The sequence below is a fragment of the Methylobacterium sp. 2A genome, assembly GCF_009806555.1.
Classification (GTDB): Bacteria; Pseudomonadota; Alphaproteobacteria; order Rhizobiales; family Beijerinckiaceae; genus Methylobacterium.
This window is the reverse complement of record NZ_VUOK01000005.1, coordinates 90,061-109,643: the sequence shown is the minus strand read 5'-3', so window position 1 is coordinate 109,643 and position 19,583 is coordinate 90,061. Positions and strand designations below refer to the sequence as shown.

At 70.6% G+C, this 19,583-nt stretch carries 16 protein-coding genes; 10 read left to right on the top strand and 6 right to left on the bottom strand.

Annotated elements, in window-relative coordinates:
- The first annotated feature begins 165 nt into the window (after positions 1 to 165).
- Positions 166 to 762, top strand: coding sequence for a TIGR00730 family Rossman fold protein (locus FVE89_RS03790; protein WP_160532799.1), 597 nt, complete (start codon positions 166 to 168; stop codon positions 760 to 762).
- Between the two features lie 19 nt (positions 763 to 781).
- Here the strand turns inward: FVE89_RS03790 and FVE89_RS03785 are convergent, their stop codons facing one another.
- Positions 782 to 2,449, bottom strand: a complete 1,668-nt coding sequence (locus FVE89_RS03785) for a methyl-accepting chemotaxis protein (RefSeq protein ID WP_246730482.1) — start codon at positions 2,447 to 2,449, stop codon at positions 782 to 784.
- A 299-nt stretch (positions 2,450 to 2,748) separates the two neighbouring features.
- Here FVE89_RS03785 and FVE89_RS03780 point away from each other — a divergent pair, with 299 nt between their 5' ends.
- On the top strand, positions 2,749 to 4,542 hold the full coding sequence (locus FVE89_RS03780; protein WP_160532798.1) for a methanol/ethanol family PQQ-dependent dehydrogenase: 1,794 nt from the start codon (positions 2,749 to 2,751) through the stop codon (positions 4,540 to 4,542).
- A 137-nt stretch (positions 4,543 to 4,679) separates the two neighbouring features.
- Positions 4,680 to 5,549: an aldo/keto reductase family oxidoreductase gene (locus FVE89_RS03775; RefSeq protein ID WP_160532797.1), complete on the top strand. Its 870-nt coding sequence runs from the start codon at positions 4,680 to 4,682 to the stop codon at positions 5,547 to 5,549.
- 159 nt (positions 5,550 to 5,708) lie between these two features.
- Here FVE89_RS03775 and FVE89_RS03770 read toward each other — a convergent pair whose 3' ends face one another.
- From FVE89_RS03770 to FVE89_RS03750, 5 genes are all read right to left on the bottom strand, one after another.
- Entirely contained in the window at positions 5,709 to 6,938 is a 1,230-nt protein-coding gene (locus FVE89_RS03770) for an ABC transporter substrate-binding protein (protein ID WP_160532796.1), read from the bottom strand.
- Positions 6,939 to 7,283: 345 nt separating this feature from the next.
- The gene (locus FVE89_RS03765; protein WP_160532795.1) at positions 7,284 to 8,168 is read right to left on the bottom strand and encodes a 3-keto-5-aminohexanoate cleavage protein; all 885 of its coding nucleotides are present in this window, start codon (positions 8,166 to 8,168) and stop codon (positions 7,284 to 7,286) included.
- Positions 8,169 to 8,185: 17 nt separating this feature from the next.
- Positions 8,186 to 8,944 (bottom strand): SDR family oxidoreductase, encoded by a 759-nt coding sequence (locus FVE89_RS03760; RefSeq protein WP_160532794.1) that lies wholly within the window; start codon positions 8,942 to 8,944, stop codon positions 8,186 to 8,188.
- Positions 8,941 to 9,891, bottom strand: coding sequence for a 3-hydroxyacyl-CoA dehydrogenase family protein (locus FVE89_RS03755; RefSeq protein WP_160532793.1), 951 nt, complete (start codon positions 9,889 to 9,891; stop codon positions 8,941 to 8,943). The genes FVE89_RS03760 and FVE89_RS03755 overlap by 4 nt, the downstream gene beginning before the upstream one ends.
- Before the next feature lie 191 nt (positions 9,892 to 10,082).
- Entirely contained in the window at positions 10,083 to 11,108 is a 1,026-nt protein-coding gene (locus tag FVE89_RS03750) for a cyclase family protein (RefSeq protein ID WP_160532792.1), read from the bottom strand.
- Positions 11,109 to 11,381: 273 nt separating this feature from the next.
- Here FVE89_RS03750 and FVE89_RS03745 point away from each other — a divergent pair, with 273 nt between their 5' ends.
- The 7 genes from FVE89_RS03745 (at position 11,382) to FVE89_RS03715 (ending at position 19,465) form a co-directional block, all read left to right on the top strand.
- A complete protein-coding gene (locus FVE89_RS03745; RefSeq protein ID WP_160532791.1) occupies positions 11,382 to 12,635 on the top strand; it encodes an ABC transporter substrate-binding protein in 1,254 nt (417 codons plus the stop codon).
- An 18-nt stretch (positions 12,636 to 12,653) separates the two neighbouring features.
- On the top strand, positions 12,654 to 13,529 hold the full coding sequence (locus FVE89_RS03740; protein ID WP_160532790.1) for a branched-chain amino acid ABC transporter permease: 876 nt from the start codon (positions 12,654 to 12,656) through the stop codon (positions 13,527 to 13,529).
- 232 nt (positions 13,530 to 13,761) lie between these two features.
- Positions 13,762 to 14,682: a branched-chain amino acid ABC transporter permease gene (locus FVE89_RS03735; protein ID WP_160532789.1), complete on the top strand. Its 921-nt coding sequence runs from the start codon at positions 13,762 to 13,764 to the stop codon at positions 14,680 to 14,682.
- Positions 14,679 to 16,184 (top strand): ATP-binding cassette domain-containing protein, encoded by a 1,506-nt coding sequence (locus tag FVE89_RS03730; protein ID WP_160532788.1) that lies wholly within the window; start codon positions 14,679 to 14,681, stop codon positions 16,182 to 16,184. The genes FVE89_RS03735 and FVE89_RS03730 overlap by 4 nt, the downstream gene beginning before the upstream one ends.
- A 193-nt stretch (positions 16,185 to 16,377) precedes the next feature.
- On the top strand, positions 16,378 to 17,631 hold the full coding sequence (locus FVE89_RS03725) for an acyl-CoA dehydrogenase family protein (RefSeq protein ID WP_160532787.1): 1,254 nt from the start codon (positions 16,378 to 16,380) through the stop codon (positions 17,629 to 17,631).
- A complete protein-coding gene (locus tag FVE89_RS03720; protein WP_160532786.1) occupies positions 17,628 to 18,686 on the top strand; it encodes a phosphotransferase family protein in 1,059 nt (352 codons plus the stop codon). The genes FVE89_RS03725 and FVE89_RS03720 overlap by 4 nt, the downstream gene beginning before the upstream one ends.
- 2 nt (positions 18,687 to 18,688) lie before the next feature.
- Entirely contained in the window at positions 18,689 to 19,465 is a 777-nt protein-coding gene (locus tag FVE89_RS03715) for an SDR family NAD(P)-dependent oxidoreductase (protein WP_160532785.1), read from the top strand.
- The last annotated feature ends 118 nt before the right edge of the window (positions 19,466 to 19,583 follow it).

Genomic DNA, 19,583 nt, shown 5'->3' with positions numbered 1-19,583 from the left:
AAACCGTCGACGGGGCACGGCATAATACCGTACATGGTCCCGACACCAAGCCGTCCCGCCGCTCCGGCGGGTGAATCCCCCGCGACTTCAGCACTTTGGCCCTGGGAGGGGCGGGCGGGGCAGGTCTCGGACGGCTCGCAACGGATGCGCGATGGAGGGTGCCGGATGGCCCCGGTGAGGACAGTCTGTGTCTATTGCGGCTCCGGCTTCGGGCGGGACCCCGCCTTCCGCGCGGCCGCGGAGGGGCTCGGGACGGCCATCGCGCAGGCCGGGATGCGCCTCGTCTACGGCGGCGGCGATGTCGGCCTGATGGGCGCTGTGGCCCGCGCCGCGCTCGAAGCCGGCGGCCACGTCACCGGCATCATCCCGGACTTCCTCCAGGCGCGCGAGCACATGCTGGCGGAGGTGCAGGAGACCGTGGTGGTGCCCGACATGCACACCCGCAAGCGCCTGATGTTCGAGCGGTCCGACGCCTTCGTGACCCTGCCGGGCGGCATCGGCACCCTGGAGGAGCTGGTCGAGCAGCTCACCTGGGCGCAGCTCGGGCGCCACCGGAAGCCGGTGGTGCTGGTCTCGGTGGCGGAGTTCTGGGCGCCGCTCCTCGCCCTGTTCGAGCACATGCGCGGCCACGGCTTCATCCGCGACGGCCTCGACCTGAGCTACCACGTCGCCCGCGAGGCGGCCGAGGTGGTGCCCATGCTGCGCGCCACCGGCCACGAGCCGGACCCCGAGGCCGAGGACATCGTCCAGCAGCGGATGTGAGCCCGGCCCGCGGGGACGCTCAGGCCGCCCGCACGTCGGCGATGAAGCGGTCGACCTCGACCTTGAGGCGCTCGGACTGGTGCGACAGGGCCGACGCGGAGGCGAGCACCTGGCTGGCCGCCGCCCCGGTGCCCTCGGCCGCGCCCGCCACCCCCGCGATGGTCGCGGTGACGGCACCGGTGCCGACCGCCGCCTCCGCGACGTTGCGGACGATCTCCTGCGTGGCCGCACCCTGCTGCTCCACCGCCGCCGCGATGGTCGCCGCCACGCCGCTGATCTCGCGGATCCGGTTGGAGATGGTGTCGATCGCCGCCACCGTCTGCGTGGTCATCCCCTGGATCTGCCCGATCTGGGTGGCGACCTCTTCCGTGGCCCGCGTGGTCTGGGCGGCCAGTTCCTTGACCTCGGCGGCCACCACCGCGAAGCCGCGGCCCGACTCGCCGGCGCGCGCGGCCTCGATGGTGGCGTTGAGCGCCAGCAGGTTGGTCTGCCCGGCGATGCTGGAGATCAGGACGACGACATCGCCGATCCGGTTTGCCGCCGCGCTGAGCGCCTGGACGAACCCGGTGGTCTGGTCCGCCTCGGTCACCGCGCCCCGGGCCAGGTCGGCCGCCCCGGCCACCTGCCGCCCGATCTCCTGCACGGAGGTTCCGAGTTCCTCGGCCGCCGAGGCGACCGTCTGCACGTTGCCGGAGGCGGTCTCGGCGGCCGAGGCCACGGTGGCCGACTGGGTGGCGGTCTCGGCGGCCGTTCCGGTCATGCCCTGGGCGGTGGCCTGGAGTTCCGAGGCGGCGTCGGTGACGATCCGGATGATCCCGCCGATTCGGCTCTCGAACCCGTCGGCGATCGCCCGCATGGCCGCCTGGCGTTGCGACTCGTTCTCGGCGCGGGTTCGGGCGGCCTCGGCTTCGAGGGCCTGGGTGCGGACCAGGCTGTCCTCGAACACCTGGGCGGACCGGGCCGCCGCCCCGATCTCGTCGTAGCGGCCCGTATAGGGGATCGCGATGTCGGTCCGGCCCTCGGCGATCTGGAGGAGGACTTCGCCCATGCGGCGGACCGGGCGCGCGATGTCGAGGGTCAGGAACAGGACGGTGCCGAGGCTGACCGCCAAGGCGAGGGCCCCGATGATCAGGCCGTAGCGCGTCGCCAGGTCGGCCTGGGCCACGGCGTTCTCGGTCGCCTCCCGGGTGAAGCGCTGCGCGTTCTCGACCGACTCGCGGATGATGGCGTCGGTTTCCGTGGTGAGGTCGCGCAGGGTGGCGCGGACCGCCTTCAGTTCGTCGGGCGACGAACGCTCGCTCCACCGGGTCTGGACGATCTCGGCGAAGCGCAGGAGATTCGCCTGCGTGCGCTTCAGCACGTCCGGGATCAGCGCGATCGCGATCGGCCGGTCGAGGCCCGCGGCCCCCGCCCGGGCCTGCTCGCCGATCGCCGCCACGCGCTTGTCGCGCTCCTCGGCCTTCATCTCCGCATCGACGAGGTCGCGGTAGCCGGACCGCATCTGGGTCAGGGCCGATTGCGCGCCCACGATGCCGTTCAGGATCGTCTGCTCGCGGCCGATGGCCTCGATGCCCGCGACGATGGTCCGGTTGCTGAGCCACTGGCTGGCGACCATTGCGACCACCAGGAGGCAGGCCGCGACCGCCGAGATGCCAAATTTCGCCCCGATTTTCAGCTTGATATTCATGATTTGGCCGCTCCGATCGGCCGAGTAAGTTCATGTTAAGTGGAATGATGATCTTGTTATCGTGTATAGATCCACTGATATTGTTTGGATTGTCTGTTCTTGTTCATTCAATTTCGCGTGACGGAGCAATATTTGGGCAAAGAGACGGAGTTTCATTGCGATAGATCAATGCATGCCGTCCCGGTCCGAGCCACGCGCGACCCTTGGGGACGGCGGCGCCGGGGGCCGATCGTGCCGCGATTCCGCCGGGCGCGCCCTGTAGGCCATGGCGGTTTCGGGCGAGGCGTGTCGGGCGAGGGATGTTGGGATTGCGCGTTCGGATCTTCGCGGCGCTGGCGGCGGCGCTCTCGGCAGGCCCCGGCTCCGCGGCCGGCGGGCCGGTCCTCCAGACCCTGGACTACGCCAATACCCGCTATTCCGACCTCGACCGGATCAATGCCGGCAACGTCGCGCGCCTGAGGGTCGCCTGGACCTTCTCGACCGGCGTGCTGCGCGGGCACGAGGGCGCGCCGATCGTGGTCGGGCACGTCATGTATGTCCACACGCCCTTCCCCAACATCGTCTACGCCCTCGACCTCGACCAGGACGGCCGGATCCTGTGGCGCTACGCCCCCCGGCAGGATGCGGGCGTGATCGCCGTGATGTGCTGCGACACGGTCTCCCGGGGGCTCGCCTACGCGGAGGGGCGGCTGTTCCTGCAGCAGGCCGACACGACGGTCGTCGCCCTCGACCCGGAGACCGGCCGGGTGCTGTGGTCGGTGAAGAACGGCGATCCCGCCCGGGGCGAGACCAACACCGCCACGGTCCTGCCGGTGCACGGCAAGCTGATCGTCGGGCTGGCCGGCGGCGAATACGGGGCGCGCTGCCACGTCACGGCCTACGATCAGGCCAGCGGGAAACGGCTCTGGCGCGCCTACGCCACCGGGCCGGATGCCGACATGCTGGTCGATCCGGACAGGACCACCGAACTCGGCCGCCCGATCGGGAAGGATTCCTCGCTCAGGAGCTGGGAGGGCGACCAGTGGCGGACCGGCGGCGCCTGCAGCTGGGGCTGGTTCGCCTACGATCCGGATCTGAACCTCGTCTATTACGGCACCGGCAATCCCTCGACCTGGAACCCGGCCCAGCGCCCCGGCGACAACCGCTGGGCGATGGCGATCCTCGCCCGCGACGCCGATACGGGAATCGCCCGCTGGGTCTACCAGATGACCCCCCACGACCAGTGGGACTATGACGGCGTCAACGAGATGATCCTCACCGAGCAGGAGATCGGCGGGCGCTCCCGGAAGGTGCTGACCCATTTCGACCGGAACGGGTTCGGCTACACGCTCGACCGGGCCACGGGCGCATTGCTGGCGGCGGAAAAATTCGATCCGAGCGTCAACTGGGCGAGCCGGGTGGCGATGGACCCGGCCGCGCCCGATTACGGCCGCCCGGTGGTCGACAAGCGCTATGCTCCGGGCGAGGCCGACGAGGACGAAACCACGAAGAACATCTGTCCCGGGGCTCTCGGCGCCAAGAACCAGCAGCCGGCGGCCTATTCGCCGCTGACCCGGCTGTTCTACGTGCCGACCAACCACATGTGCATGGATTACGAGGCGTTTCGCGTCACCTACACGCCCGGCCAGCCCTATGTCGGCGCGACGCTGACCCTCCACCCGCCGGAGGGGTCGGACCGGACCGGGGCGTTCATCGCCTGGGACGGGGCGAAGGGGCGGATCGCGTGGTCGATTCCCGAGCCCTTCTCGGTCTGGTCGGGGGCGCTCGCCACCGCGGGCAACGTGGTCTTCTACGGCACGCTCGAAGGCTATCTGAAGGCGGTGGATGCCCGGGACGGGCACGAGCTCTACCGGTTCAAGACGCCGTCCGGGATCGTGGGCAACGTCACCACCTACCTGCATGACGGGAAGCAATACGTGGCGGTGCTCTCCGGAATCGGCGGCTGGGCGGGAATCGGACTGGCGGCCGGGCTGACCGATCCGGCCGACGGCTCCGGGGCGGTGGGCGGCTACGCGGCGCTGTCGCAATACACGGCGCCCGGTGGGCAGCTCACGGTGTTCGAACTGCCGGATCCGGCGCCGGCCGGCCACTGACGAAATCCACGGCGGCGCACCGCCTCGCTCAGGCTCGACGCGCCGCCATCGCGAAAACCATCGGCCCGTGCCGATCGTCACGGCTTATCGGTGCAAGGGGTGCTGTCTACATCGGGGGCGCCAACAGGAGGTTCGCCATGACGGATATTGCGCAGGCCGGCACGTTCCAGCTCGGCGACCGGATTGTGAAGCGGCTCGGCTACGGGGCCATGCAACTCGCCGGACCCGGCGTGTTCGGTCCGCCGAAGGACCGCGCCGGCGCGGTCGCGGTGCTGCGCGCTGCGGTCGCGGCGGGCATCGACCATATCGACACCAGCGACTTCTACGGGCCGCACGTCACCAACCAGATCATCCGCGAGGCGCTCCACCCCTATCCGGACGGGCTCGTGATCGTCACCAAGGTCGGCGCCAAGCGCGGGGCCGACGCCTCGTGGAACCCGGCCTTCTCGGCCGCGGAGCTGACCCAGGCGGTCCACGACAACCTGCGCAATCTCGGCGTCGATGCCCTCGACGTCGTCAACCTGCGCCTGATGTTCGACGTCCACGGCCCCGCGGAGGGATCGATCGAGGCGCCGCTCACCGTGCTGGCGGATCTCCAGCGGCAGGGGCTGATCCGCCGGATCGGCCTGAGCAACGCCACGCCGCGTCAGGTCGCCGAGGGGCGGCGGATCACCGACATCGTCTGCGTGCAGAACCAGTACAACCTCGCGCACCGAGGCGACGACGCCTTCATCGACGAACTGGCGGCGGCCGGCACGGCCTACGTGCCGTTCTTCCCGCTGGGCGGGTTCAGCCCGCTGCAATCGGACACCCTGTCGGAGGTGGCGGCCGGGCTCGGGGCGACGCCGATGCAGGTGGCGCTGGCATGGCTGCTGCGCCGGGCACCCAATATCCTGCTGATCCCGGGGACCTCCTCGCTCGGCCACCTGCGCGAGAACCTCGCGGCGGCCGAACTCCGGCTGCCGGACGACGCGATGGCTACGCTCAATGAAATCGAGGCGGCGTGAGGGAAGGCATCCCACCCACCGACCTCATCCTGAGGCGCCGGAGCGTAGCGCAGGCCTCGAAGGAGCCCTCCAGACCGCACGGCGATCCCTGGAGCCCTCCTTCGAGGCCGCTGCGCGGCACCTCAGGATGAGGGGGATGAGTGGGATGCCCCGATACCGCTACTTCGCCGTCAGGTGGGCGACCAGCGGGCAGCCGCCCTCGCTCATCGGCCGGAAGGCCTGCTCGGCCGGGATCGTCTCCAGCACCTTGTAGAGGTCCCACTCGCCCTTCGACTCGGCGGGCGTCTTCGCCTCGAACAGGTACATCGGGTGGATCTTGCGCCCGTCCGGCCGGATCGTGCCCTTGCCGAACAGGGGGTCGTCGGTGGGCATCGCCTTCATCTTGGCCACCACCGCGGCGCCGTCCTTGGCCGAGTGCAGGGCCGCCACCGCCTTCAGGTAATGCAGCGTGCCGGCATAGACGCCCGCGTGATAGGAGGTCGGCTTCTTGCCGGGCATCCGCTGCTCGTAGCGGGCCGCGAAGGCGCGGGTGGCGTCGTTGAGATCCCAGTAGAACGAGGCGGTGAACACCAGCCCCTGCGCCACGTCGAGGCCCAGGGCGTGGATGTCGGTCTCGGCGATCAGCAGCCCCGCCAGCGTCTGGCCGCCCTCCCGGATGCCGAATTCGTGCGCCTGCTTGATCGCGTTGACCGCGTCGAGCCCGGCATCGGCGAGCCCGATCACCTGCGCCTTGGAAGCCTGCGCCTGGAGCAGGAACGAGGAGAAGTCCGGGTTCGGGAACGGGGTGCGCACGGCGCCCAGCACCGTGCCGCCGTTCTTCTCGACCACGGCCTTGGTGTCGCGCTCCAGGGCGAGGCCGAAGGCGTAATCGGCGGTGATGAAGTACCAGCTCTTGCCGCCGCGCTTGAGGATGGCCTTGCCGGTGCCGTTGGCCATGGCGGCGGTGTCGTAGGTCCAGTGGACCGTGTTGGGCGTGCAGGCCGGGCCGGTGAGATCCGCCGTGCCGCCGCCCGAATTGACGAAGACCTTGTTCTTCTCCTTGGTGATCTGCGCGATGGCGAGCGCCACCGAGGAGGTCGGTACGTCGAAGATCGCGTCGACCCCGTCGCGATCGTACCATTGCCGGGCGATCGCGGCGCCGACATCGGGCTTGTTCTGGTGGTCGGCGGCAATCACCTCGACCTTCAGCCCGTTGGCCTCCGGCTTGAAATCCTCCACGGCCATGCGGGCGGCGACCACCGAGCCCTCGCCGCCGGAATCGAAATAGACCCCGGACCGGTCGTTCAGGACGCCGATCTTCACCGGCACGAGGTCGGCGGCGAGCGCCGCGCCGGCGCCGAGCGCGCACAGACTCCCGAGCAGCCGCGCGGCGAGATGGCGGACCATCATGTTTCTCTCCCTGGCGTATCCACCCGGCGGCGTTGACCGGCGCTCGGGCTTTCGAATGCAGAATATCGATCCGCGATGACGGCTCAATCGGGTATGCATGAAGATGCGCGCGATCCGTCAGGAACTGCGCCCTCCCTCCCCGTTCTGCGGGCTATCGGATTCACACATCGTGTTTCGTCCTGCGGCTTCAGAACGGAACGCGGGTCCCTCCCCCGCTCGGAAGAGGGGCCTGTCGCGCTCTGCCGCCGGCGTCGATGTTCGCTGGAGATGTGTGCATCCGGTAGCCCCTGCGGGGGCCACCCGCTCCCGCAAAGGGGAGAGGGACGGGCGCGGTATCCGTGCGCTCTACCCAAGCGGCGCCAATCCGAACATCGCCCGCGCCTGATCGGGTGTGGCCGGCTCGCGATCGAGATGGGCGAGCAGGCTCACCGCCTTCTCCACCAAAGCGGCGTTGCTCGGCGCGAGCTTGCCCTTAGACAGGTACAGGTTGTCCTCCAGCCCGACCCGGACATTGCCGCCCATCCCGGCCGCCACCGCGAGCATCGGGAATTCCTGCCGCCCGATGCCGAAGGCCGACCAGATCGCGTCCTCCGGCAGCCGCGCCCGCATCGCCACCAGCGCCTCGGGCGTCGCAGGCGCCCCCCAGGGGATGCCGAGGCAGATCTGGAACAGGGGCGGGCGCGCGAGATGCCCCTCGGCGATCAGGTGCCGGGCCAGCTCGATCTGGCCGAGGTCGAACACCTCGATCTCGGGCTTCACGCCGGCCTCGCGGATCTGCCCCGCCATGGCCCGCAGGTGGGCGGGGGTGTTGAGGAACAGGTGCTCGCCGAAATTCATCGTGGCGATGTCGAGGGTGCAGATCTCCGGCCGCAACGCCGCCACGTGCCGGGTGCGGGCCTCCGGGCTGACGAAGGTGGTGCCGGGGCCGGCCGTCGCCGGGTCGGGATCGCCCGGCACGAACCGGCCCCCCGCCCCCGTGGTCAGGTTGAGGATGACGGCGTCGTTCTTCTCGCGGATCCGCTCCACCACCTCGCGGTAATGGGCGAGCGCCATGCTGGGCGCGCCGGTCGCGGGATCGCGGACATGGATGTGGACCACCGCGGCGCCCGCAGAGGCGGCCTCCAGGGCGGATCGGGCGATCGTCTCGGGGCTCACCGGCACGGCCGGGTTCTTCTTCGGCGTATCGAACGAGCCCGTGAGGGCGCAGGTGATGACGGTGGTGCTCGACATCGCTGGTGTCCCTGAACTCACATCGCTCCACCGTCGACCGTGAGGGTCTCACCGGTGATGTAGGCCGCTCCCGCCGCGAGGAAAAAAATCGTCTCGGCGATGTCCTCCGGCCGGGCCATGCGGCGGAGCATCGTGTGCTGCACCGTCGCGGCCTTGCGGGCCTCCGGCCAGGGCTCGGTCCAGGGCGTGGCGACGAGGCCCGGCGCCACCGCGTTGACGCGCACGTCGGGGGCCAAGGCCCGGGCGAGGCTGCGGGTGAGGTTGATCAGCCCGGCCTTACTGGCCGAGTAGGCCACCGAGGAACCGCGCCGCCCGAGCCCGGCGACCGAGGCGGTGTTGACGATGGCGCCCCGGCTCGCCTTCAACGTCGGCGCCGCGGCCCGGGCGCAGCGGAACGGCCCGAGCAGGTTGGTGGCCAGGATGGTGGCCCAGAAATCCTCGGTCATCGCGTCGAGGTCCTCGAACGCGATGGGCGTGGTGGTGCCCGCCGTGCCGGCATTGTTGACGAGCACGTCGAGGCCGCCGAGCCGCGCGATCCCGGCCGCCACCATCCCCTCGGCGGCGCGGGGCTCGGACACGTCCCCGGGTAGGGCGATGACGGAGAAACCTTCGCCGGCGAGCCGTTCGGCCTCGGCGGGGCCGCGGGCATCGTCGGGCAGGTGGTTCAGCGCCACCGTGGCGCCGTTGCGCGCAAACATCTCCACCGTCGCGAGGCCGATGCCCGACGAGGCCCCGGTGACGAGGACGCGCCGTCCGGAAAAATCCGCCCCGATCATGTCCCCTCCATCCGGCCGATCCCGGCCATCGCGGCCTTGAGCGCCAGGAGCTTGCGGTCGCGCTCGCGGAACAGCTCTTCGGGCGGGCGCCCGCCCCAGTCGAAATAGCCCTTGCCGGCCATCACGCCGGTGCGGCCCTCGGCGCAGAGGGCGTCCAGGGTCTCGGAGCGCGCCCGGGGCCGGGCGGGCACGTAGCTCGCATTCGCCATCGCACGCTGCGTCAGCTCCAGCCCGGTGAAATCGGCCTTGGCGAGGTGGCCGAGGATCGGGATGCGCAGGGACAGCCCGTGGATGATGGCGTCGTCGATCTCCCGGGGCGAGGCGATCCCGTCGTCGAGCAGGCTGTACACCTCGGCGCTGATCGCCGACTGGATCCGGTTGGCGATGTAGCCGGGGATGAAGCGCTTCAGCACGATCGGCACTTGGCCGAGGCCGCGCACCAGATCGGCCATCGCGGCGACGATGGCCGGATCGGTGCCGGGGCCGGGCACCACGTCGACGAGATCGACGATGTAGGGCGGCGTGTACCAGTGCAGGATCAGCGCCCGGGCCTGCCGGGATGCGGGGATCAGCGGGAAGACGTCGAGGTAGCTGGTGTTGCTGGCCAGGACCGTGTCGGCTGAGCAGAGGCGGTCGAGTTCGGTGAAGAGCGCGCGCTTGGCCTCCGGGTTCTCCGTGATCGCCTCGATGACGAGGTCGGCGCCCGCCACCGCGGCATCCAGATCGGCCTCGATCCGGACCGCCTGGCCGAGCCTGTCGGCATCCCAGCCCTCCGGGGCGGCGCCGGCCTCCCGCAGGGTCGCGAGCGCGGAGGCCATGAGGCCGGGCAAGCGGGCGCGGGTTTCAGCCGACGTGTCGGTGATCCGCACGGCGTGCCCATGGAGCGCCAGCACCAGGGCGATGCCGTGCCCCATCAGGCCGCCGCCGACGATCGCGATCTCGCTCATGCGGTTCGAGTCCTCCCAGCGCGTCGCCATCCCATCCGCCACCCTTTCCTGAGGTGCCCGCGCCAGCGGGCCTCGAAGGAGTCCTCCGGCCGGCCGCGCGATCCCTGGAGGGCTCCTTCGAGGCCTCCGCTGCGCTGCGGCGCCTCCGGATGAGGGCGTGGGCTGGATCGAACGGGCATGCTGTCAGGCCCTCACACCGTGGCGATCGGCGTCACCGGCGAGCCGACCGCCCCGGGCAGGCGCAGCGGCGGCGCGGTGAGCAGGAAGCGGTTCCGGCCATGCGCGCGCAGCCAGTCGGCCAGCGGCGTCAGGTGCCACAGCTCGCCGAGATTGACCCCGAGCTTGAACAGGCAGTGCTCGTGCAGCGGCAGCGTCGCGCAGCAGGCGGGTCCGGGTCCCGCCGGATAGGCCTCCACGGCGTAATTGTCGGCGATCAGCGCGCAGAGCCCGGTGCGGGTGATCCAGTCGAGGAGCCGTGGGTCCCGCCCGTCGAGCCCGGCGCAGAGGTTGTGGACCTGCTTCGGATCGGGCTCCCCGCCCATGGCGATCAGGCGCTCGGCGAAGCCCGTATGCAGGCAGACCATGTCGCCGGGCTCGACCACGACGCCGTCGGCCTCCAGAATCCGGGCGAGCTGGTCGTAGCCGACCTTGGTCTTGGCATCGCCGAGATGGGCGCGCAGGTCGATCATCACGGCCCGGCCCTGCATGCCGGCCTCGGCCAGACGCTCGATCCCGAGATGCTTCGCCCGCGAGGGCTGGTCGGTCGCCTCTGGCGTGCTCGGCCCGACGATGTCGCGGCCGCCGCGGAAGCCGTTGTAGAAGGTCGGGCCTGGGCCGGAGCCGTCCGCGTCGAACAGCGATCCGACATGGGCGAGCGAATCCCACTGCGTCGAGTATTGCAGGTGGATCAGCGCCCGGTCGTCGCAGATCACGTCTGTGGCGCCGTCGACCTCCTCGCAGACCGGGAAGTTCATGTTCGGCCGGCCGTTGGCCCGGCGGGTCGGGGTGATCCGCGGCGGGTGGCGGCGCGGGTTCAGGACGTTGCCGCCCGGCAGGTCCAGCGGCAGGCTGAGGCAGAAGGTCAGGCCCTCCCGCACCTCGGCGACGCCCTGGCGCACCTTCTCGGGGGTGAGGAGGTTGAGGCGCCCGCGCTCGTCGTCGGGGCCGAAATCGCCCCAGGTCGAGCCCTCGGGCCGGCGGGTCCAGCGCAGGGTCATGGCGTCGGGCCCCGGCCCGGGACGGTCCCGGACAAGCGTGTGTTCCTCACCGGATGATCCGCCCTTCTTCGAGGCCGTCGGGCCCGCTTCGCGCGGTGCCGGGTGCGAGCCTAGGCCCGAGCTGCGGAGCCCGGAAGCCCCGCCTGCGAACGAAGCGCCGGAAACGTCACCCGCCGCGCGCCGCGTGCCCCTTGTGATCCGTCAGGCCCCGGCTACAGTCGCGTTCAAGTCCGCGAATACAGAATGCGGGCACCGAGATTTGAGGAAACGCCGATGTCCGAGACCGCCGCCATCCGGCGCGCCCCGATCCGGCACAGGCTGCCCGCGCTGCTGGCGGCCGGCGCCCTGCTGGCGGGGCCGGCCCATGCCGCGGACCCGATCCGGATCGGGGTGATCGCCGAGGCGCAGTCGGTGGCCGGGGCCTCGATCCCGCAGGCGGTGCAGCTCGCCGCCGACGAGATCAACGCCAGGGGCGGGATCGACGGGCGGCAGATCCAGGTCGTCACCTACGACGACAAGTCCTCCGCCTCCGACGCGGTGCGTGCGTTCCAGCGGGCGGTGTCCGAGGACAAGGTCAACCTCGTCATCGCCAGCTACATCTCCGAGGTCGTGCTGGCGCTGATGCCCTGGGCGGCCCGGCTCAAGACGCCGCTGATCACCCCCGGCGCGGCCTCCAATGAGATCAGCGTGAACGTCCACAAGGATTACGCGCGCAACAAGTACACCTTCCACGGCTACCTGACCTCGCACGCCCTGGCGCAGGCGGTGTGCGACTCGGCCAAGGACGTGCTGGTCGACAAGCTCAAGGCCAAGACGACGGCGATCATGAGCGAGGACGCGGCCTGGACCCGTCCCCTCGACGCCGCCTACGAGGAATGCCTGCCGAAATCCGGGTTGAAGGTGGTGGAGCACGTCCGCTTCTCGCCGGATACGGGCGATTTCACGCCGATCTACAACAAGATCGAGGCGGCCAAGCCCGATCTCATCGTCACCGGCATCGCCCATGTCGGCGTGCAGCCGACCGTGCAGTGGCAGAACCAGCAGGTGCCGATCGCCATGACCGGCATCAGCGGGCAGGCGACCTCCTCGACCTTCTGGGCCAACACCAACGGCGGCACGCAGGGCGTGCTGTTCGACAGCGTGGCGCTGCCCGGCGTGGCGCTCACCGGGAAGACGATTCCCTTCGCCGAGGCCTTCGCCAAGCGCTTCGGCGGCGCGCCCTCCTATGCGGGCTTCATGGCGTACGACGCGACCTACTACACCGCGGAGGCCGTCAAGCGCGCCGGCTCCACGGAGGCCGACAAGCTCGTGGAGGCCCTGGAGAAGACCGACTATGTCGGCACCGTCGGCCACATCACGTTCTACGGCAAGGACGAGCCGTTCACGCACTCGATCCAGTACGGCCCCGGCCTGATGACCAGCGTGCTCGGCCAGTGGCAGAACGGCAAGCAGGTCGCGATCTGGCCCGCGGGGGTGGCCAACGGGACCCTGGTGCTGCCGCCCGCCGTCAAGCCGGCGGTCCAGTAGGCGGGCGGGGAGAGCGCGGTGATCGGCCTCCAGATCCTCGTCGACGGTTTCGCGATCTCGGCCCTCTACGCGCTCGGCGCGATGGGCTTCACCCTGATCTTCGGGGTCTCGGGCGTCCTCAACCTGTCCCACGGCGCCATCATGGTGATGGCCGCCGTGGCGGCCTGGGCGGCCTCGGCTTTGTTCGGGCTCGGCTCCTACGCGGGGGCGGCGATCGGCATCGTGTGCGGGCTCGCCGCCGCCCTGATCACCTACTTCGCCATCGTGGCGCCGATCGAGCGCAGCCGCGCGATCCCGCGCGAAGAGAAAGAGATCTTCGTGCTCACCGGCACGCTGCTCTGGGGGATCATGATCCAGGAGCTGGTGGCCTATTTCTTCACCGACAACCCGAAGACGGTGCTGCCGATCGTCGAAGGCGTGATCGAGATCGCGGGCGTGCGCACGCCGCAGAACGAGATCTTCACCGCGGTGATCTGCTGGGTGGTGATCGGGCTGCTCTGGCTGTTCGTGAACCGGGCGCGGGCCGGCAAGGTGCTGCTCGCCGCCTCCATGAACCCGCGGGGCGTGACGCTGCTCGGCCACGACATGGGCCGGATCTACGTGGCGGTCTGGGCGATCTACGGGCTCTTGGCCGGCATCGCCGGGGTCCTGCTCGGGATGTTCCTGGGGGTGTCCTCGTATTCGGTCGGGCCGCTCACCGCGAGCGCCTTCTCGATCGTGGTGCTGGGCGGGTTGGGGAGCGTCACCGGCTCGCTGATCGCCGCCTACGTGGTGGGGTATCTGGAGACCGCCACCGCCTACCTGATCTCGCCGGCCTATCGGGTGATCCCGGCTCTGCTGCTGCTGGTCGCCGTCATGTACCTGCGCCCGCAGGGCCTGCTGGGGCGGCGGTGATGGTTCGTTTCATGGCTGTCCCGCGCCGCCGCGCTCCCTCCCCCCTCTGCGGGGGAGGGTGGCCCCTGCATCAGCAGGGGTCGGGAGAGCGGAGCGACGGTTCAGGAAGGCACACTGGCCTTCATGAAGGCCGCGCCCCGTCCGGAAGCCGTGTTCCCCTCTCCCGACTCCCTTCGGGGCCCACCCTCCCCCGCAGAGGGGGGAGGGAAACGCGCGGAGTTCGTGTAACCCGATGAAGCTCCTCACCAACCCCGGCTTCTGGATCGCGATCCTCGCCGTCGCGGCGGCCGCCACCCTCCCCTGGTATGTGTCCGGCTACATCCTCGGCCTGCTCACCATCGCCTACTATTTCGGCGTGTTCGCCATGGCCTGGGACCTGCTCTTCGGCTTCGCCGGCGAGGTGAATTTCGGCCCGACCTTTCTGATCGGTCTCGGGGCCTACGGCGCCGGCATCCTCAACAACCGCTACGAATTGCCGATCCCCTGGTGCCTCGCGGCCGGGACCGTGCTCGCCGTGGTCGGCGGGCTCGCTTTGGCGCTGCCGGCGCTGAAGGTACGGGGCCCCTATTTCGGGCTGATCACCCTGGTGGCGGTTCTGCTCCTCCAGAACATGATCGTGGTGTTCTCCGGCCTCACCGGCGGCGAGATCGGCCTCACCGTTCCCGACGTCATCTCGATCGACGCCGACACCAATTACTGGTTGGCGCTGGGCTTCATGGCTGTCTCCGGCCTGATCCTCACCGCCATCGCGCGCTCGCCGGCCGGGCTGATCCTCCAGGCCGCCGGCCAGGATCCGGTGGTGACCGGGGCGCTCGGCTTCAACGTCGCCAAGCACAAGCTCGCGGCCTTCGCGGTGAGCGCCGCCTTCTCGGGCCTCGCGGGCGGATTGGTGGTCTTCTACATGGGCACCGCCTCGGTCGGCACGCTGATCGACACCGCGGTCGGCGTGCAGGTGATCATCGCGGCGGTGCTGGGCGGCCGGCGCACCATCGTGGGCGCGGCTTTGGGCGCCGTGTTCCTGATCGCGGCGGGCGAGCTGCTGCGCCCGCTTGGCGCCCTCTCCACCTTCGTGGTCTCGGCGGTGGCGCTCCTCGTGATCCTGTTCGTGCCCTCGGGGCTGCTCGGCCTCGCTTCCTTCCGGAGAGCGCGATGACCGTCGCCGTGGCACCCCCGCTGGCCGTGTCCCCCGTCGCGGCCGAGCCCTGCCTCGCCGTGCGCGGCCTGACCAAGCGCTACGGCGGCCTCGTCGCCGTCAAGAACATCGACCTCGATCTGCGCCCCGGCGAGATTTTGGGGCTGATCGGCCCGAACGGCTCGGGCAAATCCACCGTGATGAAGCTGATCATGGGGCTGGAGCGCCCGAGCGCCGGCTCGATCCGCCTCGACGGCCGGGAGATCGGCGGCATGCCGGCCCACCGGGTGGCGCGCTCCGGGATCGGCCTCGTGTTCCAGCACGCGCGGCCGCTCCAGCGGCAGACGGTCTTGGAGAATATCAGCCTCGCGCTCCTGCCCGACAGCCTGATCCGGCTCGCCGCCGACCCCCATGTGACGCGCCGTGCCAAAGACATCGCCGAGCGCGTCGGCCTCGGCGCGGTGGCCGACCGGCGCCCCGGCACCCTGCCCTTCGCGGATCTGCGCCGGCTGGAGCTCGCCAAGGCGATCGCCCGCGATCCCCGGGTGGTGCTGGTCGACGAGCCCTTCGCGGGTCTCACCGGCGGCGAGGTCGCGGCCTTCTCCGAGCTGATCCGGGGGTTTCGCGACGAGGGCAAGGCCGTGCTCCTCGTCGATCACAACGTGAAGAGCGTCTCGGCCCTCGTGGACCGGGTCTTCGCCATGTATCTCGGCGAGCGCATCGCCGAGGGCTCGGCCGGATCCGTGATGGCCGACCCGACCGTGCGCCGGGTCTATCTCGGTGGCAGCATCGAGACGGCGGCCCGGCCGGAAGCCGCGTTCAAGCCCGACTCGCTCCTGAGTGTCGAGGGCGTCGACGTGCTCTACGGCAAGGCGCAGGCCCTGCGCTCCGCCTCGATCCATGTCCATGAGGGCGAGTTCGTCTCGGTGGTGGGCCTGAACGGGGCCGGCAAGACCACCCTGTTCAACGCCATCTCGGGCCTCGTGCCACATAGCGGCACGATCCGGTTCGACGGGCAGGATCTGACCCGGATGAAGCCCGCCGCCATCGCGCGCGCCGGCATCGTCCAGGTGCCCGAGACCCGCGAGCTGTTCGGCGATCTCAGCGTGCGCGAGAATCTCGACCTCGGCGGCCAGCATTTCCCGAAGGCCGAGAGCGCCAAGCGCCGCGAAGAACTTTACGACCTGTTCCCGATCCTGAAGGCCCGCGAGGCGCAGAGCGCCCGGACCCTGTCGGGGGGCGAGCAGCAGATGCTGACCATCGCCCGGGCGCTGATGATGCGCCCGCGCCTGCTGATCCTCGACGAGCCGACCTTGGGCCTCGCCCCGGTGATCCTGGAGCTTCTGTCGAAGGCCCTGGAGCGCTTGCGCCAGACCACGCCGATCACGGTGCTGCTCGGCGAGCAGAACGTCACCTTCGCGCTGCCCCACGCCGACCGGGTCTACGTGCTGGAGCAGGCACGGATCGTCTGGGAAGGGCCGCCGCAGCGTTTCGCCAGCGAGATGGGATCGGCCTATCTGTGAGGGCAGGTGTTGTCCCCTCCCCTGGCGATCCCGGGCCTGCCCGGGATCGCTCGAGCTTGTGGGGAGGGGTCAGGGGTGGGGGTGGTGCAGAAGACACCGCTCCGCTTGATCCTGAACCACCCCCACCTCCAACTCCTCCCCACAAGGGGGAGGAGAGTGGCCCGCAGCGACAGATGTGAGCGGAGCGGACACCGTGGATTTCAACCTCTCTCAATCCCAGTCGCACTGGCTGACCCGCGTCCGCGCCTTCATCGAAGACGCGATCCTGCCGGCCTCCGCCGCGGTCGCGGCCGAGCGCGCTGCGAGCCATGAGCCTTCGCCCACCATGGAGCGGCTGAAGGAGACGGCGAAGGCCGAGGGCCTGTGGAACCTGTTCCTGCCGCCCTCCCCCGAGCATGACACGGAGGAGTACCGCGGCGCCGGCCTGACCAACCTCGACTACGCGCTCTGTGCCGAGGCGATGGGCCGGGTCGGGATCGCCTCGGAGGTGTTCAACTGCGCGGCGCCCGATACCGGCAACATGGAGGTGCTGCACCGCTACGGCACCCCGGCCCAGAAGGAGAGATGGCTGAAGCCCTTGATGGCGGGCGAGATCCGCTCCGCCTTCCTGATGACCGAGCCGGAGGTCGCCTCCTCGGACGCCACCAACATCGCCACGTCGATCCGCCGGGACGGCGACCATTACGTGATCGACGGCCGCAAATGGTGGTCCACCGGCGTCGGCGACCCGCGCTGCGAGATCGCGATCCTGATGGGCAAGACCGACCCGGAGGCGCCCCGTCACCGCCAGCAATCGCAGATCCTCGTCCCCATGGACACGCCGGGTGTGCGGGTGGAGCGGCTGCTGCCGGTCTTCGGCTACGAGGACGCGCCGAAGGGCCACGGCGAGGTGGTGCTGGAGAATGTCCGCGTGCCGGCCGGGAACCTGATCCTCGGCGAGGGGCGCGGCTTCGAGATCGCGCAGGGGCGGCTCGGGCCCGGCCGCATCCACCATTGCATGCGCACCATCGGGGTCGCGGAGGTGGCCCTGGAGGCCATGGCGCGCCGGCTGGTCTCGCGCGTCGCCTTCGGCAAGCGGATCTCCGAGCAATCGGTCTGGGAGCAGCGGGTCGCGGAGGCGCGGATCGACATCGAGATGACCCGCCTCCTCTGCCTGAAGGCCGCCGACATGATGGACAAGGTCGGCAACAAGGGCGCCAAGCTCGAGATCGCCATGATCAAGGTCGCGGCGCCCCGGATGGCCCTGAAGGTGATCGACGACGCCATCCAGGCCCATGGCGGGGCCGGCGTCTCGGAGGATTTCGGGCTCGCGAAAATGTACGCCCATATCCGCACCCTCCGCCTCGCCGACGGGCCGGACGAGGTGCACAATCGCTCGATCGCCCGGCTCGAATTCGGGCGCTACACCAATGTCCGGCCGGGAGCCCCGGAGGCGGAGCAGGCATGAGCGAGCCCGACGTCTTCTCCGGCGTGAAGCCGGTCGAGCCGCGCCACCGGATCGACGAGGCGCGGTTGTCCGCCTGGATGGCGGAGCACGTCCGCGGCTATGCCGGCCCGCTCACCGTGCAGCAGTTCCGCGGCGGCCAGTCGAACCCGACCTACCGGCTCGACACGCCGGGCCAGGCCTACGTGCTGCGCCGGAAGCCCTTCGGCCCGCTCCTGCCCTCGGCCCACGCGGTGGAGCGGGAGTTCCGGGTGATCGGCGCCCTCTACGGCGAGGGCTTTCCGGTGCCGCGGCCCTTCGCGCTGTGCGAAGATCCAGAAGTGATCGGCGCGGCCTTCTACGTGATGGAGGCGGTCGGCGGCGCCGTTCACTGGGACGGGGCGCTGCCGGGGCTCGATCCCCATGCCCGTCACCGGCACTATGCCGGCATGATCGCCACGCTGGCGCGCCTCCACGCCATCGACCCGGAGGCGGCGGGGCTTTCCGATTACGGCCGGCCCGGCAATTACTTCGCGCGGCAGGTCGATCGCTGGACCCGCCAGTACCGCGCCGCCGAGGACGGGCGCCTGGAGGATGTCGAGCGGCTGATCGCGTGGCTGCCCCGGACCGTGCCGGAGCAGCAGGGCGCCTGCGTGGTCCACGGCGATTATCGCCTCGACAACCTGATTTTTTCGACGGATGGCGGCGTCAGCGCCGTGCTCGACTGGGAATTGTCGACCCTCGGCGATCCGCTCGCCGATTTCAGCTACCTGCTGATGCAGTGGGAATTGCCGGCGGACGGCCGCAGCGGGCTGGGCGGGCTCGACCTGCCGGCGCTCGGCATCCCCACCCGGGACGAGGCGGTGGCGCTCTACTGCCGGGCGGCGGACCGCGAAGAGCTGCCCGAGCTCGACTGGTACTTCGCCTACAACCTGTTCCGGCTGGTCGGCATCCTCCAGGGTGTGGCGGCCCGGGCCAAGGCCGGCAACGCCGCGAGCGAGCACGCCGCCGCCATGGCGGCGCGGGTGCCGAAACTCGCCGCCGCGGCCTGGGGCTTCGCCGAGCGGGCGGGGGCCTGAGCATGGAGTTCTCCGGCCGCATCGTCGCCGTTACCGGGGCCGCCCGGGGCATCGGCCGGGCGCTGGCCGCGGCGGCGCGGGCGCGCGGCGCGACCGTGGTCGCCCTCGACCGGGACGGCGCCGGGGCGCAGGCCGTGGCGGCGGAAATCGGTGGGCACGCCTACGCGCTCGATGTGGGCGATGCGGCGGCGGTCGCCGCGATCCTGGCGCGCATCGAGGCCGAGATCGGGCCGATCGCGCTCTACTGCTCCAACGCCGGCATCCTGGAGCGCGACCCCGACCCGGATCTCGCCACCTCCGCCGACCCGGAGAGCTGGGCGCGTGCCTTCGCGGTGAACGTGATGGGCCATGTCCACGCGGCGCGGGTGCTGGTCCCGCTCTGGCTGTCCCGGGGCGGTGGCGCGTTCCTCGGGACGGTCTCGGCGGCGGGGCTGCTCAGCCAGATCGGCAGCGCCGCCTATGGGGCGACCAAGCACGCGGCGCTCGCCTTCCTGGAGCATCTCGCCATCGCCCATGCCGAGGACGGGATCCGGATCGCCGCCCTGTGCCCGCAGGGCGTCGACACCGCCATGCTGGGGGCTGCCAGCGCCGCGTCGCGCGACGGCGTTCTGGCCCCGGAGGCCGTGGCCGAGGCCGCCTTCGACGGGCTGGCGGCGGGGCGCTTCCTGATCCTGCCGCACCCGCAGGTGGCGGAATATGCCCGCCGCCGGGCCGAGAATCCCGAGCGCTGGCTCGCCGGCATGGCGCGCCTGCGCCGGTCGATGATGGCGGGGGCGTGAGGATGGGCGGGGGACGGAGGGATCGCGACGCCGGCGGGTCCCCTCCTCCCTTTGCGGGGGAGGGTGGCGCCTGCGTCAGCAGGTCTCGGGAGAGGGGAGCGACGCTTCCGCAAGGACC

Excerpts from the sequence above, each read along its gene's own strand:
- FVE89_RS03790 (WP_160532799.1), top strand. The coding sequence starts at position 166 with ATGGCCCCGGTGAGGACAGTCTGTGTCTATTGCGGCTCCGGCTTCGGG.
- FVE89_RS03785 (WP_246730482.1), bottom strand. The coding sequence starts at position 2,449 with ATGAATATCAAGCTGAAAATCGGGGCGAAATTTGGCATCTCGGCGGTC.
- FVE89_RS03780 (WP_160532798.1), top strand. The coding sequence starts at position 2,749 with ATGTTGGGATTGCGCGTTCGGATCTTCGCGGCGCTGGCGGCGGCGCTC.
- FVE89_RS03775 (WP_160532797.1), top strand. The coding sequence starts at position 4,680 with ATGACGGATATTGCGCAGGCCGGCACGTTCCAGCTCGGCGACCGGATT.
- FVE89_RS03770 (WP_160532796.1), bottom strand. The coding sequence starts at position 6,938 with ATGATGGTCCGCCATCTCGCCGCGCGGCTGCTCGGGAGTCTGTGCGCG.
- FVE89_RS03765 (WP_160532795.1), bottom strand. The coding sequence starts at position 8,168 with ATGTCGAGCACCACCGTCATCACCTGCGCCCTCACGGGCTCGTTCGAT.
- FVE89_RS03760 (WP_160532794.1), bottom strand. The coding sequence starts at position 8,944 with ATGATCGGGGCGGATTTTTCCGGACGGCGCGTCCTCGTCACCGGGGCC.
- FVE89_RS03755 (WP_160532793.1), bottom strand. The coding sequence starts at position 9,891 with ATGAGCGAGATCGCGATCGTCGGCGGCGGCCTGATGGGGCACGGCATC.
- FVE89_RS03750 (WP_160532792.1), bottom strand. The coding sequence starts at position 11,108 with ATGACCCTGCGCTGGACCCGCCGGCCCGAGGGCTCGACCTGGGGCGAT.
- FVE89_RS03745 (WP_160532791.1), top strand. The coding sequence starts at position 11,382 with ATGTCCGAGACCGCCGCCATCCGGCGCGCCCCGATCCGGCACAGGCTG.
- FVE89_RS03735 (WP_160532789.1), top strand. The coding sequence starts at position 13,762 with ATGAAGCTCCTCACCAACCCCGGCTTCTGGATCGCGATCCTCGCCGTC.
- FVE89_RS03730 (WP_160532788.1), top strand. The coding sequence starts at position 14,679 with ATGACCGTCGCCGTGGCACCCCCGCTGGCCGTGTCCCCCGTCGCGGCC.
- FVE89_RS03720 (WP_160532786.1), top strand. The coding sequence starts at position 17,628 with ATGAGCGAGCCCGACGTCTTCTCCGGCGTGAAGCCGGTCGAGCCGCGC.
- FVE89_RS03715 (WP_160532785.1), top strand. The coding sequence starts at position 18,689 with ATGGAGTTCTCCGGCCGCATCGTCGCCGTTACCGGGGCCGCCCGGGGC.